Source organism: Thermomonospora catenispora, from assembly GCF_006363815.1.
GTDB classification, from domain to species: domain Bacteria; phylum Actinomycetota; class Actinomycetes; order Streptosporangiales; family Streptosporangiaceae; genus Thermomonospora; species Thermomonospora catenispora.
In genome coordinates this window covers 194,676-212,071 of record NZ_RRYT01000001.1, presented here as the reverse complement: position 1 = coordinate 212,071, position 17,396 = coordinate 194,676, and the positions used below count along the sequence as shown (strand labels likewise).

Annotated in this window: 22 protein-coding genes; 17 read left to right on the top strand and 5 right to left on the bottom strand. The window is 71.1% G+C overall.

The features are described 5' to 3' along the window. Window position 1 precedes the first annotated feature (1 nt). From rplR to EIO00_RS00940, 8 genes are all read left to right on the top strand, one after another. Window positions 2–388, top strand: coding sequence for a 50S ribosomal protein L18 (gene rplR / locus EIO00_RS00975; RefSeq protein ID WP_140174756.1), 387 nt, complete (start codon window positions 2–4; stop codon window positions 386–388). 79 nt (window positions 389–467) lie between these two features. Beyond that, complete coding sequence (gene rpsE / locus EIO00_RS00970; RefSeq protein ID WP_140174754.1) at window positions 468–1,088, top strand: 30S ribosomal protein S5; 621 nt, start codon at window positions 468–470, stop codon at window positions 1,086–1,088. Then, the gene (rpmD, locus tag EIO00_RS00965) at window positions 1,085–1,267 is read left to right on the top strand and encodes a 50S ribosomal protein L30 (protein WP_140174752.1); all 183 of its coding nucleotides are present in this window, start codon (window positions 1,085–1,087) and stop codon (window positions 1,265–1,267) included. Before rpsE ends, rpmD begins: the two co-directional genes overlap by 4 nt. 2 nt (window positions 1,268–1,269) lie before the next feature. Beyond that, the gene (rplO, locus tag EIO00_RS00960; protein ID WP_140174750.1) at window positions 1,270–1,731 is read left to right on the top strand and encodes a 50S ribosomal protein L15; all 462 of its coding nucleotides are present in this window, start codon (window positions 1,270–1,272) and stop codon (window positions 1,729–1,731) included. 217 nt (window positions 1,732–1,948) lie between these two features. Further along, window positions 1,949–3,244, top strand: a complete 1,296-nt coding sequence (gene secY, locus EIO00_RS00955) for a preprotein translocase subunit SecY (RefSeq protein ID WP_140174748.1) — start codon at window positions 1,949–1,951, stop codon at window positions 3,242–3,244. Further along, window positions 3,244–3,897 (top strand): adenylate kinase, encoded by a 654-nt coding sequence (locus EIO00_RS00950; RefSeq protein WP_140174746.1) that lies wholly within the window; start codon window positions 3,244–3,246, stop codon window positions 3,895–3,897. The genes secY and EIO00_RS00950 overlap by 1 nt, the downstream gene beginning before the upstream one ends. Before the next feature lie 65 nt (window positions 3,898–3,962). Next, window positions 3,963–4,790, top strand: coding sequence for a type I methionyl aminopeptidase (gene map / locus EIO00_RS00945; RefSeq protein WP_140174744.1), 828 nt, complete (start codon window positions 3,963–3,965; stop codon window positions 4,788–4,790). A 19-nt stretch (window positions 4,791–4,809) separates the two neighbouring features. Next, window positions 4,810–5,241 carry a DUF1707 SHOCT-like domain-containing protein gene (locus EIO00_RS00940; RefSeq protein WP_140174742.1) on the top strand — a complete coding sequence of 144 codons (432 nt, stop codon included), beginning with the start codon at window positions 4,810–4,812 and terminating at the stop codon, window positions 5,239–5,241. A gap of 7 nt (window positions 5,242–5,248) precedes the next feature. Here the strand turns inward: EIO00_RS00940 and EIO00_RS00935 are convergent, their stop codons facing one another. After that, a complete protein-coding gene (locus EIO00_RS00935) occupies window positions 5,249–6,064 on the bottom strand; it encodes a phosphodiesterase (protein ID WP_140174740.1) in 816 nt (271 codons plus the stop codon). Window positions 6,065–6,177: 113 nt separating this feature from the next. Then, window positions 6,178–6,750, bottom strand: a complete 573-nt coding sequence (locus EIO00_RS00930) for a helix-turn-helix transcriptional regulator (RefSeq protein ID WP_140174738.1) — start codon at window positions 6,748–6,750, stop codon at window positions 6,178–6,180. Between the two features lie 253 nt (window positions 6,751–7,003). Between EIO00_RS00930 and infA the strand changes: the two genes are divergently transcribed. From infA to truA, 8 genes are all read left to right on the top strand, one after another. Beyond that, a complete protein-coding gene (infA, locus tag EIO00_RS00925) occupies window positions 7,004–7,225 on the top strand; it encodes a translation initiation factor IF-1 (protein ID WP_067912209.1) in 222 nt (73 codons plus the stop codon). A 230-nt stretch (window positions 7,226–7,455) separates the two neighbouring features. Then, window positions 7,456–7,569: a 50S ribosomal protein L36 gene (rpmJ, locus tag EIO00_RS00920; protein WP_103937854.1), complete on the top strand. Its 114-nt coding sequence runs from the start codon at window positions 7,456–7,458 to the stop codon at window positions 7,567–7,569. Between the two features lie 179 nt (window positions 7,570–7,748). Then, entirely contained in the window at window positions 7,749–8,129 is a 381-nt protein-coding gene (gene rpsM / locus EIO00_RS00915; protein ID WP_140174736.1) for a 30S ribosomal protein S13, read from the top strand. 98 nt (window positions 8,130–8,227) lie between these two features. After that, entirely contained in the window at window positions 8,228–8,629 is a 402-nt protein-coding gene (gene rpsK / locus EIO00_RS00910; RefSeq protein ID WP_140174734.1) for a 30S ribosomal protein S11, read from the top strand. A gap of 20 nt (window positions 8,630–8,649) precedes the next feature. Further along, window positions 8,650–9,279: a 30S ribosomal protein S4 gene (rpsD, locus tag EIO00_RS00905; protein WP_140174732.1), complete on the top strand. Its 630-nt coding sequence runs from the start codon at window positions 8,650–8,652 to the stop codon at window positions 9,277–9,279. A gap of 121 nt (window positions 9,280–9,400) precedes the next feature. Next, the gene (locus EIO00_RS00900) at window positions 9,401–10,414 is read left to right on the top strand and encodes a DNA-directed RNA polymerase subunit alpha (RefSeq protein WP_140174730.1); all 1,014 of its coding nucleotides are present in this window, start codon (window positions 9,401–9,403) and stop codon (window positions 10,412–10,414) included. A 102-nt stretch (window positions 10,415–10,516) separates the two neighbouring features. Then, entirely contained in the window at window positions 10,517–11,035 is a 519-nt protein-coding gene (rplQ, locus tag EIO00_RS00895; protein WP_140174728.1) for a 50S ribosomal protein L17, read from the top strand. 174 nt (window positions 11,036–11,209) lie between these two features. Beyond that, entirely contained in the window at window positions 11,210–12,070 is an 861-nt protein-coding gene (gene truA, locus EIO00_RS00890) for a tRNA pseudouridine(38-40) synthase TruA (protein ID WP_175596079.1), read from the top strand. A gap of 44 nt (window positions 12,071–12,114) precedes the next feature. Here the strand turns inward: truA and EIO00_RS00885 are convergent, their stop codons facing one another. The 3 genes from EIO00_RS00885 to EIO00_RS24705 all read right to left on the bottom strand — a co-directional run bounded on the left by EIO00_RS00885 (window position 12,115) and on the right by EIO00_RS24705 (window position 16,473). Then, window positions 12,115–14,190, bottom strand: coding sequence for a hypothetical protein (locus EIO00_RS00885; RefSeq protein ID WP_140174726.1), 2,076 nt, complete (start codon window positions 14,188–14,190; stop codon window positions 12,115–12,117). 21 nt (window positions 14,191–14,211) lie between these two features. Continuing rightward, window positions 14,212–15,438 (bottom strand): chromosomal replication initiator protein DnaA, encoded by a 1,227-nt coding sequence (locus EIO00_RS00880; protein ID WP_140174724.1) that lies wholly within the window; start codon window positions 15,436–15,438, stop codon window positions 14,212–14,214. A 237-nt stretch (window positions 15,439–15,675) separates the two neighbouring features. Further along, window positions 15,676–16,473, bottom strand: a complete 798-nt coding sequence (locus EIO00_RS24705; protein WP_241661040.1) for a CAP domain-containing protein — start codon at window positions 16,471–16,473, stop codon at window positions 15,676–15,678. 409 nt (window positions 16,474–16,882) lie between these two features. Here EIO00_RS24705 and rplM point away from each other — a divergent pair, with 409 nt between their 5' ends. Next, window positions 16,883–17,317 (top strand): 50S ribosomal protein L13, encoded by a 435-nt coding sequence (gene rplM, locus EIO00_RS00870; RefSeq protein ID WP_140174722.1) that lies wholly within the window; start codon window positions 16,883–16,885, stop codon window positions 17,315–17,317. Window positions 17,318–17,396 lie beyond the last annotated feature (79 nt).

Sequence of the window (17,396 nt, the reverse complement as noted above, 5' to 3'; positions counted from 1 at the left end):
CATGGCAGCAGGCAAGACCGTGGCCCGCAAGGCCGGGTCGCCGCGGGCTAGGGCGCGTGCCCGCCGGCACGCCCGGGTCCGCAAGAAGGTGATGGGCACCCCCGAGCGCCCGCGCCTGGTCGTGACCCGCTCCACCCGGCACATGTTCGTCCAGGTGATCGACGACACCAAGGGGCACACCCTGGTCTGCGCGTCGACCATGGAGGCGGATCTGCGCGCCGCCGACGGGACCAAGACCGACAAGTCCCGCCGGGTGGGCGTGCGGGTGGCCGAGCGGGCCAAGGCGGCCGGCATCTCCAAGGTCGTCTTCGACCGGGGCGGCAACAAGTACACCGGACGCGTGGCCGCCGTCGCCGAGGGCGCCCGCGAGGGCGGGCTGGAATTCTGATGGCGGTCCGGGAAACGCAATCGAAGGGCCGGGGAGCGAAACCGATGGCCCTCACCACGACCAGTAACGGAAGGAACCACTGATGGCAGCGCAGAGGCGCGGTGGCGGTCAGGGTGGCGACCGTCGCGACCGGCGCGACGACCGCCGCGGTGGCGCCGACAAGGGACAGTCGTACATCGAGCGCGTCGTAGCAATCAACCGCGTCGCGAAGGTCGTCAAGGGCGGTCGGCGCTTCAGCTTCACCGCCCTGGTGGTCGTCGGTGACGGCAACGGCACGGTCGGCGTCGGATACGGCAAGGCCAAGGAGGTGCCCGCGGCGATCGCCAAGGGCGTCGAGGAGGCCAAGAAGCACTTCTTCAAGGTGCCGCGGATCCAGGGCACCATTCCGCACGCCGTGCAGGGCGAGAAGGCGGCCGGCGTGGTGCTGCTGCGTCCGGCCAGCCCCGGTACCGGTGTCATCGCCGGCGGCCCGGTGCGTGCGGTGCTGGAGGCCGCCGGCATCCAGGACGTGCTGAGCAAGTCGCTGGGCAGCTCGAACGCGATCAACATCGTGCACGCCACGGTGGCGGCGCTCAAGCAGCTGAGCCGGCCGGAGGAGATCGCCGCCAAGCGGGGTCTGCCGCTGGAGGACGTGGTCCCGGCCCCGATGCTGCGGGCCTGGGCCGCCGGCAGCGAGCCCCGGGTGGAGGTCGCCTCATGAGCCGGTTGAAGATCACCCAGGTCAAGTCGCGGATCAGCGAGAAGCAGAACCAGCGTGACACGCTGCGTACCCTGGGCCTGAAGCGGATCGGCGACAGCGTCGTCCGCGAGGACACCCAGCAGGTGCGCGGCATGATCCGGACGGTGGCGCACCTGGTCACCGTCGAGGAGGTCGACTGATCATGGCGGACGTCACCGAGGGCGGCCCCCTCAAGGTGCACGACCTGCGCCCCGCTCCCGGCGCCAACAAGCGGAAGATCCGCAAGGGCCGGGGCGAGGCGTCCAAGGGCAAGACCGCCGGCCGGGGCACCAAGGGCACCAAGGCCCGTGACACCGTGCCGGTCGGCTTCGAGGGCGGCCAGATGCCGCTGATCCGGCGGGTGCCCAAGCTCAAGGGCTTCAAGAACCCGTTCCGGGTCGAGTACCAGGTGGTGAACCTGGACAAGCTGGCCGAGCTGTACCCGCAGGGCGGCGAGGTCACCCCCGAGGACCTGGCGGCCAAGGGCGCGGTCCGCAAGGGCCGGCCGGTCAAGGTCCTCGGCAACGGTGAGATCTCCGTGGCGGTCCAGGTGAAGGCGCACGCCTTCTCCGCCTCCGCCAAGGAGAAGATCGCCGCGGCCGGCGGCTCGGCCGACGTGCTGTAGGCATGATCACGGCGACACCGGGGCTCGGATTCCGTTCGGCACAGACTTTGCGGTCCCTGCCGGACGGAAGGCGAGCCCCGGTCGCGTCTGCTGTTATTGTTCGACCGGCTGGTGTCAGAATCCTGTACCGCACCGCGGTGACGGGAGGAGGCACGGCCAGCACTGCAGGAACCGGCCCGCACCGCGGCCATCGACACCGATTCGCGCAGGAGGACTGGTGCTAACGGCGATCACTCGGGCGTTCCGTACCCCCGACCTGCGCAAGAAACTGCTGTTCACGCTGTTCATCATCGTGATCTTCCGGATCGGTTCACAGCTTCCGACCCCGGGGGTCAACACCGAGGCGATCCGGGAGGCGGTCCAGGGCGCCCGGGAGAGCGGCGACACCGGTCAGCTCTATGGCCTGGTGGACTTGTTCAGCGGTGGCGCGCTGTTGAAGCTTTCGGTGTTCGCGCTGGGGATCATGCCGTACATCACGGCGAGCATCATCCTCCAGCTGCTCACCGTGGTGATCCCCCGGCTGGAGGCCCTCAAGAAGGAGGGCCAGGCCGGCACGAACAAGATCACACAGTACACGCGCTACCTGACCATCGGGCTGGCGATCCTGCAAGCCACGGGCATCGTGGCGATGGCGGCCACGGGACGGCTGTTCCCCAACGCCGGGGACGTGCTGTACCGGACCGACCTGTTCACGGTCATCACCATGGTGATCGTGATGACCGCCGGCACCTCGGTGATCATGTGGCTGGGCGAGCTGATCACCGACCGCGGCATCGGCAACGGCATGTCGATCCTGATCTTCACCCAGGTGGTGGCGGTCTTCCCGGCCCAGTTCTGGGCCATCTACAAGGCCAAGGGGGCGTTCATCTTCGGTGTGGTGCTGCTGGTCGGCCTGGCCATCATGGCGGGCGTGGTGTTCGTCGAGCAGGCCCAGCGCCGCATCCCCGTGCAGTACGCCAAGCGGATGATCGGCCGGCGGATGTACGGCGGCACCTCGACCTACATCCCGCTGAAGGTCAACCAGGCCGGCATCATCCCCGTGATCTTCGCCTCATCCCTGCTGTACCTGCCCGTCCTGGCCACCCAGCTGTGGCCGGAGAACAAGTGGATGATCAAGATCCAGCCCTACCTGCAGCAGGACAACCCCTGGCACATGGCCGCCTTCTTCGGCTTCATCATCTTCTTCACGTACTTCTACGTGGCGATCACGTTCAACCCCACTGAAGTCGCCGACAACATGAAGAAGTATGGTGGGTTCATCCCAGGCATTCGTCCGGGTCGGCCCACGGCCGAGTACCTCGACTATGTGCTGACCCGGATCACCACACCCGGTGCACTGTACCTGGGGCTCGTCGCGCTGATCCCGATGGTCGCGTTCGCCCTCATCCAGGCGACCGACGACTTCCCGTTCGGCGGGACGAGCATCCTCATCGTCGTCGGCGTGGGACTGGATACCGTGAAGCAGATCGAAAGCCAGCTGCAGCAGCGCAACTACGAGGGCTTCCTCCGGTAGTGCGTATCGTTCTGGTGGGCCCCCCTGGAGCGGGCAAGGGGACGCAGGCCCAGTTCATCGCGTCGCACCTGTCCGTCCCGAAGATCTCGACAGGTGACATCTTCCGTGCCAACGTCAGCGGAGGCACTGAGCTCGGCCGACTGGCCAAGCAGTACATGGACCGCGGCGACCTGGTGCCGGACGAGATCACCATCGCGATGGTGCGTGATCGTCTCTCGGAGGACGATGCACGGCACGGGTTCCTGCTGGACGGCTTCCCCCGGAACGTCCCGCAGGCCCAGACGCTGAAGAAGATGCTCGACTCCGAGTGGAACGCCAAGCTGGACCTGGTGCTGGAGCTCGTGGTGGACGAGGACGAGGTCGTCCGCCGGCTGTCGGGCCGTCGCACCTGCGGCCAGTGCGGCAAGATCTGGCACGTCGACTGGGACGACAAGCAGGACGACATCTGCGACGACTGCGGAGGTCCTCTGTTCCAGCGCGATGACGACCGGGAGGACGTGGTCCGGCACCGGCTGGAGGTCTACGAGGAACAGACCGCCCCGCTGGTGTCGTTCTACGCCGATGAGGGCATCTTGGTCGGCATCGACGCGACCGGCCCGGTCGAGGTGGTCACCGAGCGGGCCCTGGAGGCGATCCGCCGGTTCCGTGGGTGACCGTTCCCGCGCCCGGTGCCGTCCGCCGAAGCATGCTCGTGCCCGCATGGGGCGATGAGAGGGGAATGCACGTGTGGGGTAGGCGCCGGCGCGGTCCGGCCATCCAGATCAAGACCGCCGAGCAGATCGAGCTGATGCGGGCGGCCGGCCTGTTGGTCGGCCGGACCCTCCAGGTGCTGCGGGAGGCCGTCAAGCCCGGCATCACCACGGCGGACCTGGACGCCATCGCCGAGGACCACATTCGCTCCAACGGCGGGGTGCCCTCCTTCAAGGGCTACCACGGGTTCCCCGCGACGATCTGCACCTCGGTGAACGAGGAGATCGTGCACGGCATCCCCAGCCCGCACAAGGTGCTGCGGGAGGGGGATGTGATCTCCATCGACTGCGGGGCGATCGTGGCGGGCTGGCACGGCGACGCGGCGATCACCGTCCCGGTCGGCGAGATCGACGCCGAGCGGCGCCGGCTGCTGGAGGTCACCGAGACGGCGCTGTGGCACGGCCTGGCGGCCGGTGTGGCCGGGGCGCGGCTGAGCGACATCTCGCACGCCATCGAGTCCTACATCCGCTCTCAGGGCCGCTACGGCATCGTCGAGGGATACGGCGGGCACGGCATCGGCACCCAGATGCACATGGACCCGCTGATCCCCAACCACGGCCGCCCAGGGCACGGTCCGGTGCTGGAGCCGGGCATGTGCTTCGCCGTCGAGCCGATGGTCAACCTGGGCACCAAGGCGACCCGCGAGCTGGAGGACGGCTGGACGGTGGTCACCGTCGACGGCCGCCACTCGGCGCACTTCGAGCACACCTTCGCGGTCACCGAGGACGGTCCACGGGTCCTCACCGCCCTGGACGAGGGGCGCGGGGGGTTCGCCAGGCTCGGCGCGTCCCGCTGATACCGAGGAAGGTGGCGTCGTGAACTCTCCCGATCCGCGCATGCGGGCCTCGGACGCCGATCGCGACCGGGTGGCCGAGGCGCTGCGCGAGCACTGCGCGGTGGGCCGCATCACGGTGGAGGAGCTCCAGGAGCGGCTGCAGGCCGTCTACGACGCCAAGACCTACGGCGAGCTGGAGGCGGTCACCGCGGACCTGCCGGAGGAGGACCTGTACCAGCGGCCGCTCCCGTCGCCGCGCACGGGGTCCGCCGAGCCCGCCCGGCAGGGCGACGGCGCGCTCGCCAAGGCGGGGGAGCGGGGGGTGTTGGCGGTCTGGGCGACCGTCAGCGCGATCAACTTCGTGATCTGGCTGGCGGTGTCGGTGACCGCCGGAATGGTCTACCCGTGGTGGATCTGGATGCTCGTCCCGTTGCTGCTCCATGCGCTCTTCCGCGGCGGCCGCCGGGGCTGAGGAGCCCTCAGTCCACGTGCATCAGCGGCCGGTAGACGCCGGTGGGGACGAAGTGCGTGACCGCCGGCCGGCCCGTGCCCACGATGTGCACGGCGAATCCGGCGGGCTCTCCGGTCACCGCGGCCTGGCCGGGCGAGGTGGTGTCCAGATAGATCTGCCGGTAGGTGCTGGGGCAGGTGACGGCGGTGACCCCGCCGACCGCGCCGACCGCGGCCCGGTGCACGTGTCCGCTGATGACCCGTTCCACCTGCGGATGCCGGGCGAGCAGGGCGCCGAGCTCGGCGGCGTCGCGCAGCGCCAGCTCGTCCAGGAAGCGCACCCCGATGGGGAACGGGGGATGGTGGACGGCCAGCACGGTCGGCGTGCGGGGGGCGGCGGCCAGCGTGGCCTCCAGCCAGTCCAGCAGCTCGGGGCCCAGCTCGCCGTGGGGACGGCCCGGCACGGTCGTGTCGCAGCACACCAGACGCGTCCCGGCGATCTCGACCGCGTACCGCACCGGCGCCTGGGGGTCGCCGTCCGGCGACTCCAGCGGCGCCCGGTCTGCGAAGGCGGCGCGCAGCAGGGCCCGGTCGTCGTGTTTGCCGGGCAGCGGGTACACCGGGATGGGCAGCGGCGACAGCAGGGCGGTCAGCCGGGCGTACTCGGCGGGCAGTCCCCGGTCGACCAGGTCGCCGGTGAGCACCAGGCAGTCCGGCCGCTCCGGCAGGGCCAGCACGCTGGAGACGGCGTTGCGCAGGGCGCGCACCGGTCCGCTGCGGTCGTCGACCTCGCCGTCCGCCCCGGCGGCGATGTGGATGTCGCTGAACTGCACGATGATCGGCATTGATCCTCTCCCCAGCCGGATGCGGCGCCCGCCGCCGACGACCGGCGGGGCGCGAGCCGCCGTGGTCCGACGCATGCGCCGAAACCGGTCGGGCTCCGGCGGATCGCGACGGATCAGGCCACGTGCGACAGTACCGCCGAGAGGGCGGAGGTGACCTCCTCAGGGGCGGGCGCCACCTGGGGCACCACGTCGCGCAGCGCCAGCCAGCCGTTGATGGCCTGGGAGGTGGGCCCGGCCTCGCGCAGCTGCGGGTCGTGCACGCCGTACCACTCGGCGACCCGGGACCAGCGCCACAGCCGGTGCCCGGCGCTGATCGTCTCGGCCGCCGGGAAGTTGCCGGGGCCGCGGGCGCCGCGGATGGACAGCCGGACCGACTCCAGGCTGCGGCCCACCCGCTCGGCGATGTCGCGCATCGACAGCAGGGGATCGGCCTCCACCGACATCACCCGCAGCGGGGGCGTGTCCTCGGCCGTCTCCAGTGCCTCAAGCTGCGCGATGACCTCCATGATGGCGGCCGACAGCGAGGCCGCCTGCCAGCGGCAGCGGGCGTGGCCGGGGCGCTGTTCGCCGCGCAGTTCGGGCACGAAGGACACGGTGACGTGCCCGAAGGTGCGCTGGAAGAGCAGGTCCAGCTCGGCCTCGAGGAGCGGGCGGCTGAGGATCAGCTCGAAGTCATAATTCGGCATGCCGATCCTCCTCGAATGTCTCCTGATGGAAAGGTACAACGGCTGAGGCGGTAAGCTGGTTCGGGGAGCGGTACCGAGGCCCGAGTCGCGGTGGATTTCGCGTTCGGCGGGTCGGTGACGTACACTCCTAAGTCGGTCCGTTTTCGGTCGCCTAAGCCCCTCGCCGTCGAGCCTGGGTGTGGCCGTCCCGGGGGCGGCGTCCCCGGTCATCGGGCCGAATCCCAGACGAACCGAGCAGTGAAGCGCGGAGGACATGCCCAAGAAAGAAGGGGCCATCGAGATCGAGGGCACCGTCGTGGAGTCCCTCCCGAACGCCATGTTCCGGGTGGAGCTCGACAACGGGCACAAGGTGCTCGCCCACATCAGCGGCAAGATGCGGATGCACTACATCCGAATCCTGCCCGACGACCGGGTCGTCGTGGAGCTGAGCCCCTACGACCTCACCCGCGGCCGGATCGTCTACCGCTACAAGTGAATACGTGCACCTCGTGTGCGGAGCCGCTGGGGCGGCGACTCCGCGCTCTTGATGCTTTCCGGGCTGGTCTCAACCCGGCTGGTGCAGATCGCGGAAGACCCGGGCGTTCGCCTGACGGCCGGGCGGCGTGAGCCAGGAATCCTCCTCGTCGACGAGGAGGAGGAGTCAATGCGGTTGCCTCTCCCCCGTTCGGCAGCGGGGGAGTGACCCTAGCTACTAGGAGACCACCAGTGAAGGTCAAGCCGAGCGTCAAGAAGATCTGCAACAAGTGCCGGGTGATCCGCCGTCACGGCCGGGTCATGGTGATCTGCCAGGACCCGCGGCACAAGCAGCGTCAGGGCTGACGCACTGAACACAGCACAGGCTCATCGCAGCCTTCGCATCGCCGCCGTACGGCCCGTGATCGGGTCGTACGGCACGGCTATGTGAGGGGTACCCCCGGACGGAGGCCGGGGCCGCCACCCGGGCAGGGGTGGGGACGCGATGGGCGAGACCTCCGCGACTTAGAAGGGAACTGCCCACGATGGCTCGCCTCCTGGGCGTCGACCTCCCGCGCGACAAGCGCTTGGAGGTCGCACTGACCTACATCTTCGGCATCGGCCGCACCCGGGCGCGCGAGACCCTGCGCGCCACCGGGGTCAGCGGCGACCTGCGAGTCCACCAGCTCGGTGACGAAGAACTGATCAAGCTCCGCGACTGGATCGAGGCCAACTACAAGATCGAGGGCGACCTGCGCCGGGAGATCCAGGCCGACATCCGTCGCAAGATCGAGATCGGGTGCTACCAGGGCATCCGGCATCGCCGTGGGCTTCCGGTGCGTGGTCAGCGCACGCGGACCAACGCCCGCACCCGCAAGGGCAAGAAGAAGACCGTGGCCGGCAAGAAGAAGGCCGGCAAGAAGTAGTCCGGACCGGCCGGACGCCTTCTCCGCGCAGGCGGGGTGGACCGTAGTTCGGCTTCGCCACGACCGGATCGACGACCTCACAGGAGTAGACCCAACCGATGCCTCCCAGGAGCAAGGCCGGCGCCAAAAAGGTGCGCCGCAAGGAAAAGAAGAACATCGCCCACGGACACGCACACATCAAGAGCACCTTCAACAACACGATCGTGTCGATCACGGACCCGCAGGGGAACGTGATCTCGTGGGCCTCCGCGGGCCACGTGGGCTTCAAGGGGTCCCGCAAGTCGACCCCGTTCGCCGCTCAGCAGGCCGCCGAGGCCGCCGCCCGCCGTGCCATGGAGCACGGCATGCGCAAGGTCGACGTGTTCGTCAAGGGCCCGGGCTCGGGCCGCGAGACCGCCATCCGCTCGCTGCAGGCGACCGGGCTGGAGGTCGGTTCCATCCAGGACGTCACGCCCGTGCCGCACAACGGTTGCCGGCCGCCCAAGCGTCGGCGCGTCTGAGGCCGGGGGGAGAGAGAAACATGGCTCGTTACACCGGCGCGGACTGCAAGCTCTGCCGTCGCGAGAAGATGAAGCTGTTCCTCAAGGGCAGCAAGTGCGAGGGGCCCAAGTGCCCGATCGAGATCCGGCCCTACCCGCCGGGCGAGCACGGCCGCGGCCGTCCCAAGGAGACCGAGTACCTGCTGCAGCTCCGGGAGAAGCAGAAGGCCCGCCGTATCTACGGCGTCCTGGAGAAGCAGTTCCACCGGTACTACGAGATCGCCAACCGCAAGACGGGCAAGACCGGTGACGTGCTGCTGCAGCTGCTGGAGCGGCGGCTGGACAACGTCGTGTACCGGGCGGGCTTCGCCAAGTCCCGCGACATGGCCCGGCAGCTGATCCGGCACGGCCACTTCAAGGTCAACGGCCGCAAGGTCGACATCCCGTCGTACTTGGTCAACGAGCACGACGTCATCGAGGTGAAGCAGAAGTCGCACGAGCTCACCCCGTTCATGGTCGCCAAGGCCGAGGCGGGCGAGCGGCAGGTGCCGGCGTGGATGGAGGCCGTCACCGAGCCGACCATGCGGATCCTCATCCACTCGCTCCCGGTCCGGCAGCAGATCGACACGCCGGTCCAGGAGCAGCTGATCGTCGAGCTCTACTCGAAGTAATTCGGGTCGGGGTCGTCCGGTCAGATCCGCACCTCCCGGGCGGAGTCCTCGCGGCCCGCCCGGGTAGGCACCATCCGACGGCGTCAGATAGCGGGCGCCGTGGACTACCAAGGGAGCAATCATGCTCATCGCCCAGCGTCCCACTCTCACCGAGGAGCAGATCGACGAGTACCGGTCGCGGTTCATCCTCGAGCCGCTGGAGCCGGGCTTCGGTTACACGATCGGCAACTCGCTGCGCCGCACCCTCCTGTCGTCCATCCCGGGCGCCGCGGTCACCAGCATCCGCATCGAGGGCGTGCTGCACGAGTTCTCCACCGTTCCCGGGGTCAAGGAGGATGTCACCGACATCATCCTGAACCTCAAGGAGCTGGTGCTCTCCTCCGAGCACGACGAGCCCGTGGTGATGTACCTGCGCAAGCAGGGCCCGGGCGAGGTCACCGGAGCCGACATCGCGCCGCCGGCCGGTGTCGAGGTGCACAACCCCGACCTGCACATCGCCACCCTCAACAGCAAGGCCAAGCTGGAGATGGAGCTGACCGTCGAGCGCGGTCGCGGCTACGTCTCCGCGGCCCAGAACAAGCAGCCGGGGCAGGAGATCGGCCGGATCCCGATCGACTCCATCTACTCCCCGGTGCTCAAGGTCACCTACAAGGTCGAGGCGACCCGAGTCGAGCAGCGCACCGACTTCGACCGCCTGATCCTCGACGTGCAGACCAAGCCGTCGATGCTGCCGCGGGACGCGGTGGCCTCGGCCGGCAAGACCCTGGTCGAGCTGTTCGGGCTGGCCCGCGAGCTGAACGTGGAGGCCGAGGGCATCGACATGGGCCCGTCGCCGACGGACGCCGCGCTGGCGGCGGATCTGGCGCTGCCCATCGAGGAGCTCAACCTCACCGTCCGCTCCTACAACTGCCTCAAGCGCGAGGGCATCCACACCGTCGGCGAGCTGGTCGCCCGCAGCGAGCAGGATCTGCTGGACATCCGCAACTTCGGTGCCAAGAGCATCGAGGAGGTCAAGCAGAAGCTGGCCGACATGGGCCTGACGCTGAAGGACTCCCCGCCCGGGTTCGACCCGACCGCGGCGGCCGACAGCTACGGCGAGGACGACAACAGCTACGCCGAGACCGAGCAGTACTGACACATGTCCGCGCCCGCCCGCCGGCGCCCCGCCCGCGGGCGGGCGCGTTCGCAGTGAACGAGCCACCGGTACCTGATACGGCCGGTGCAGGAAGGAAACGCAATGCCGAAGCCCACCAAGGGCGCCCGCCTCGGCGGCAGCCCCGCGCACGAGCGGCTGATCCTGGCCAACCTGGCCACCGCGCTGTTCGAGCACGGCCGGATCACCACCACCGAGGCCAAGGCCCGGCGGGTGCGTCCGTTCGCGGAGAAGCTGATCACCAAGGCCAAGAAGGGCGATCTGCACAACCGTCGGCTGGTGGCGCGAGTGATCCGCAACAAGAGCGTGGTGCACTCGCTGTTCACCGAGATCGCCCCGACGTTCGCCGACCGGCCGGGCGGCTACACCCGGATCACCAAGATCGGCCCGCGTCGCGGCGACAACGCCCCGATGGCGGTGATCGAGCTGGTGACCGAGCCGATGTCGGCGGCCTCGCGGCGTCCCGTCGCGACCGAGAAGGCCGACGCGGGCAAGCCCGACCTGGAGAAGGAGAGCAAGCCCGCCGAGGAGACCGCCGCCACGGAGGCCCCCGAGGCCGAGACCAAGGGCGAGGAGACCAAGGGCGAGGAGAACGCCGAGTAAGGAGCCGGGCGACGGCCCAGGCGACCGACAGGGCGTTCGATACGCGGCATCCGACGGGCCCGTCCTCCCTGCACGGAGGGCGGGCCCGTCGCGGTGCCGGACCAGAGCCGCCGTTCACGGCGACGGCGGAGCCGACTTTTGCAAGACTGGGCACATGTCCGGGGACGGGGGAGCATGACAGCGCTGGTGCGGTTGCGGCTCGACATCGGCTACGACGGGTCGGACTTCGCCGGATGGGCGCGTCAGCCCGGGCAGCGCACCGTGCAGGGCGTCATCGAGGAGGCGCTGGGCCGGGTGCTGCGGCTGGACCCGCCGCCCGCACTGACCGTGGCGGGCCGTACCGACGCCGGGGTGCACGCGCGCGGACAGGTGGCCCACGTGGTGGTCCCGGTCGCCGCCTACAACACCGTGGGCGGGACGCTGTCGCGCCGGCTGGCCCGGTTGCTGCCGCCGGACGTGCGGGTGTGGCGGGTGACCCGCGCCCCCGAGGGGTTCGACGCCCGGTTCTCGGCGCTCTCGCGGCGCTATGTCTACCGGGTGTGCGACGACCCGGCGGGGGTGGATCCGCTGCGCCGGCGGGACGTGCTGTGGCATCCGCGGCCGTTGGATCTGGGCCGGATGAACGAGGCGTCGGCCCGGCTGGTGGGTGAGCATGACTTCGCGGCGTTCTGCCGCAAACGGGAGGGCGCCACCACGATCCGGCGGCTGCTGCGACTGGAGTGGACCCGTGAGGAGCCCGCGCTGGCGGCGGCCACCGTGGAGGCGGACGCGTTCTGTCACTCGATGGTGCGGGCGCTGGTGGGCGCCCTGCTGATGGTGGGCGACGGCCGCCGTGAGGTGGACTGGCCGGCGGCGGTGCTGGCGGCGCGGGTGCGGGACTCGGCGGTGAACGTCGCTCCCGCGCACGGGCTGTGCCTGGAGGAGGTCCGCTACCCCGACGACGAGGAGGACCTGGCCCGCCGGGCGCAGGAGACCCGGCGGGTGCGGACGCTGGGCGGCGCCTCCGGGCCGGTGGACCTTCCGGTCTCCTCCTGACCCCGCCCGGCCGGCCGCTCGGTCGTGGTCCGTCCGGCGCCGGATCAGCCCTTGGCGGCCCGCCGCTCGATGGGCCGCAGCCCGTAGGCGATGAACGCCTCGGCGACCTGCTTGAGGACCGGGTCGCCGGGCTTGGGCTTGGTGCCGTCCGCCCAGGTGGCGTAGGCGTAGACGATATACCGCCCGCGGACGGTGCCCGCGGCGTAGCCGCCGGCGCGGTCGATGTCGGGGGAGCGTTTGCCGGGCATCGCCCGGAACCACTCATAATCCGCCGGCCTGCCGGCCCGGTTCGCGGCCAGCGCCGCCTGATGGGTGGGCATGACCGCGACGCCGGTGGTGACGGCGATGGTCTTGATCCGGTTGACGAACGTGGCGCGCACCACGCTGCGGCACTTGCCGCGTTCGAGCGCCTGCACCATGACGCCCCGGGCGGCGAGTCCGCACTGGTGGTTCACCGAGGTCTTGTCCTGGATGAAGAACTTCTCGGCGAGCACCACCTCACGTTCGGGGAAGACCTCCAGCAGCGCCAGCGGCCGCGGGTCGGAACGCTCGTCGTCGATCTTGCTCGGGCCGGGCGAGGAGGGCCGCGGGGTGGCGGGCGGCCGCGTCGAGGCGGGGGGCGGAGCGGCCGGCGGGGTCTTGGTGGGCGTGGCGGCGGCCTGGGAGGCGGCGTCGCCGGAGCCGGAGGCCAGGCCGAACGCCCCCAGCACGATGATCGGGATGGCCACCACCAGCGCCACCACCCCGATCAGCAGGGCGTTGCGGCGGCGCACCTCGGTGTCCTCGGCGGTGTGCGCCGCCGCGGGCGGCCGGTGCGCCTCCTGCGGCCCGGGCTGCTGGAACTGGTGGGTGGTCTCCTGGGACATCACCACCACGAAGCCGTCGCCGGGCTGCCGGGCGTAGGCGGAGGCGTGCGGGATGTCCTCGTGCTTGGGGCCGGTGTACTCCGGCGGCATCACGCCGGGCGGCAGGACGGCGTCGGGGGTCAGCGCGTCGGAGGTGTCGTTGAGCGGGTCGAGCGGACGGGTGCGCGCCCCCTTGCTCCCCTTGTCCTCCTTGCTCTCGCCGCCCTCGGCGTCCTTGCCGCCGGCGCCGACGACCGGGACGGGAAGGGCGGACCGGGCGTCGGGAACGGTCTGGTCGAGCCTGGGACCTTCGGAAGGGCCGGCGGAGGGCTCAGAGGAGGGTCCGGAGGGCGTCCCGGCGGAGGGCCCGGTGGCCGCCCCGGCGGAGGGGGCGGGCGACCCGGCGGCGGAGTCTCTCGGCAGGGACGGGGTGACGTCGGGCCTGGTGGAGTCCAGCGCCGAGGAGTCCTGAGCCTTCTGCGCCGCCTGGGACGCGCCGGGGCCGGGGGCAGCGGGCGGTACGGCCGCCTGGGGTCCCGTGGCCGTGGACGTCCGGGAGGAGGGGTTCTCCGGCGACGAGGCGGCCGCGGCCGCCTCAGGGGCCTCGGGGGCCGCGGGCGGGGGCGCGGACGTCATGGACGCCGCGGGCGATGTCGCCCCCGGTGTCGTGGGCGATGCCGCGGACGGTGCGGCGGGCTGCTCGGCGGGCCCGGGGGCGGCGGGCTGGGCCGCGGGGATCGTGGGGACCCGTTCCGCGGCCGCCGCGGCGGGCTGCTCGGCGGGCTGCTCCTGAGGGCCGGGGTAGAGCGGGATGCCGTCGGGGTCGGTGTCGGGATAGGACGGCAGGGTCTCCGGCTGCAGCGGCTCGGCCGGGACGGCGCCGCGGCTGTCCACCGGCGGTACGCCGACCCCGGCGACCAGGGTGCCTGGCCTGGGAGGGGCCTGCGGCTGTCGTTCGGCGTCCGGCGCGCCGCCCGGCGTCTCCCGGGCTCGGGTCTCCTCCTCGGTCCCGGCCTCGGCTTCGTCCTCGCTCTCGGCGTCGACGGCCGGGGACGCCTCCTCCTCGTCGTCGGCGGCCCACCAGGGCTTGTCGGGGCCGAACAGCGGCACGGTGAGGTCCGGGGACACCAGGCCGGAGGACGACTCCGACTGCGTCCCCGAATCGTCGGCGTCCGCCCGGCCGAAGCTCGGCGGGGCGGTGGTCGGCGGTGCGCCGTCCGAGGCGGGGGAGGCCGAGCCCACGACGGACTCGGGGGTCTCCTCAGGTCCAGACATAGGCAAACAGGGTATTAGCCGTCATCGGCTCGTGAGGGGTTTGCCTGCGATTCCTCGATAGTGCAGGGCCTTGTACAGGTTGCTGCCCAGGACGACCTGCTGCTGGAAGGCGGTGACCTTCTGGCGGTCCCGGGCCGCGATCTCCTTGCCGTCCGGGCGCTGCACCCAGACCATGATCAGATAGTGGCCGCGGGAGTAGGCGGTGCCGAGCGCGAGGCCCTTGCCGAGGGTCTTGGAGATCCCCTTCCTGCCGGGCAGCGGCTGCAGGTGGGTGTCGCGTCCGGCGGCGGTCTTGGCGGCCCGCTCGGCGGCCTCCTCGGTCCTGAGGTTGAGCACGCCCACGGTGCCGATGAGCAGGCCGTCGCCGCGGGCGTAGGAGGCGCGCAGCACCTGGGTGCAGCCGCCCTTCTTGAGCACGGCCTGGAGCTTGGCCCCGGTGACGCCCTTGCTGCAGTCGCGATCGTGCTTCCACGCGGTGCGGGTGTAGACGACGCCCGCTCCCTTGAACGTCCGCTTGCCGAACACCTCGGCGAGGGTCAGCGGCGCGGGGTCGGACGTCCGGTTCTTGAACTTGGCCTGCAGCGGGGCGGGCGTCGGGGTCGGGAGCGGAGTCGCCGACTGCGTGGGGGCGGCCGCCGCGGCGGGCTGCTCGGCGTCGTCGCCCGTCAGCATGCGCGACACCGTGAATCCGCTGCCGGCCAGCGCCACGCCGACCACGATCGCGCCGGCGGCGACCAGGAACCGGTTGGGGCCCCGTCCGGTCCCGGCTGGCTCGGCGGGCGGCTCGGCCGTCGGGACGCCGGGCTCATGCGGCGGCTCCATGGGGGCGTCGACCCCCTCCTGGCCGGGACGGTCGAAGGGGCCCGGCCCGCCGGAGGCGTCGTGGGCGGTGCCGTAGGAGGCGCCGTAGGCGGTGTCGTAGGAGGGGCCCGGCTGCGGCCGGTACGCGTGGGCGTCGCCGGGTTCGGCGGCCTGCAGCCCGGGCGGGGCGTTCGGCGGGAGGTGCGGCGCGGCGTCGAATCCGCCGGCGGGGCGCGACCGGTCGGCGAAGCCGCCGGCGGAGGGGCCGAACGGTTCGCCCGGCCGTGCGGCGAACGCGCCGGGCGGCGGTGCGAAGGGGGAACCGTCCCGGCCGGAGCGGCCGTCGTCGGCCTGCTCGGGGTCGTGCGGTTCCGCTCCGGGGCCGTACGGCGCGGTCGGCTCGCCGAAGCGATCGCCGAAATTGCGTTGATCACCCGGGTAACGCATGATTTGGACCCTACCGTTCCATTTGCGTGGTTTTGGACCACGCCAACGGCACCACCATGGCATGCCGTGGCGCAGCGTGCGGGTGGAACGAGCCCGAAGACGAGGACGGAACGGGTCGGACCGCCTGCCGGGACCGGCTTCCCGGACGGTCCGTCCGGACGTCCGTCCCGACCGCTCGCCTGAGCCGCTCGTGGGGGGCGCTCGATCGGGACGGCGCGCGGCGATCCGGCCCGGAGCTCACTGAGTGCCGAAGTTCTGCGTCCACCAGGGGCCGCCGGAGCCGGTCTTGACGCCGACGCCGATCGCCTTGTAGCCGCAGTTGAGGATGTTGGCGCGGTGGCCGGAGCTGTTCATCCAGCCCTTCATCACCGCTTCGGCGGTGGGGTACCCCATGGCGATGTTCTCTCCGCCGGAGGCCGGGTAGCCGGCCTTCTTCATGCGGTCCCAGGGGGTCTCGCCGCTGGGGGAGGTGTGGCTGAAGTACCCCTTGGCGGCCATGTCCGCCGAGTGCGCGCGGGCGGCCTTCACCAGCCGCTGGTCGACGCGCAGCGGGCCGCATCCGGCCTTGGCGCGCTCTTGGTTGGTCAGCTCGACCACCCGGGCCTCCAGCGCGGTCAGCCCGGAACCCGCGGTCGAGCCGCCCGTGGTGGAGTCGCCGGTGTCGCCGCCTCCGGCGGTGGGGCGGTCGGTGGAGCCGGGGCGAGGGCTGGAGGAGGGCCGTGTGCTCGGGGTCGTCCCCAGCCGCTGGAGCGGGGGGTCGGGCGGCGGGGGCGGGACGATGTCGGCGGGCTGCTCGACGGGCCGCCGCGTGGTCCCGTTGGGGACGGCGGCGGGCGGTGACCCGGTGGCGGCGGGAGTGGGCGCGGCCGCGGCGGCGGGGGCCGCGCGGTCGTCGCCGAGCGCCGGGAGCACCACCCTGTCGAGCGCGACGCCCGAGCCGACCGCGAGCACGGCGCCGGTGAAGGCGGCGGCGGTGGTGAGCCCGCGGCGGCGGCGCGGGGTCCGGCCGGCCGATTCGGAGCGGGGAGTTCGCATCAGGCCTCCCGGAAGGGATATCGGGTGGGTTCCGCACCTTAGTCGCCTCCATCGCCGCATGCGCAACGAATCGGACAAATGGGAACTATGGAGCGTTCCTAGGGGGATCGCTCAGCGGTCTCGATCGGCCTCGGGCGGCCCCCGGTCGGCTCTCGCCCGGTCCTCGGTCGGCCTCCGGTCGGGGTGTGGTCAAGGCGGCCCCGTGGATGGGGCATACTGGAACGTGGCCGGGGGAGTGTCGTGACGGCTCGCTTTGACCCATGCCCACGGGGCTGGGTATCCTGCCAGTTCGTTGCATCCACCGGTGTGCCCTGCTCCGGGGCCCCGGCCTCCAGGGTGTCGCCGCTTCGATCCGTTGGGCGTGCCCCGGATCCGCTGTGAAGTCGACAAGAAACGAAGGCTTACGACCGTGCGCACGTACACCCCGAAGCCCACTGACGTCCAGCGTCAGTGGTACGTCATCGATGCGACCGATGTCGTGCTGGGTCGGCTTGCCAGCCAGGTCGCGACCCTGCTGAAGGGGAAGCACAAGCCGATCTACGCGCCGCACATCGACACCGGTGACTTCGTCATCGTCGTCAACGCCGAAAAGGTGGCGCTGACCGGCAACAAGCGGGAGCAGAAGCGGGCATACCGCCACTCCGGCTACCCCGGCGGCCTGCGCTCCATGAGCTACAAGGAACTGCTGGAGCGGCACCCCGAGCGTGCGGTCGAGAAGGCCATCAAGGGCATGCTGCCCAAGAACCGGCTCGGGCGGCGGATGTTCAAGAAGGTGAAGGTCTACGCCGGCCCGAACCACCCGCACCAGGCCCAGCAGCCGGTCCCCTTCGAGATCAGCAAGTAAAAGAGCCTTCCTCATCCGTGGCCGCCGGGGCACCCGATGAGGATGATCGGGCCCGCCGCCCTGGCTAGAAGACCCTAGG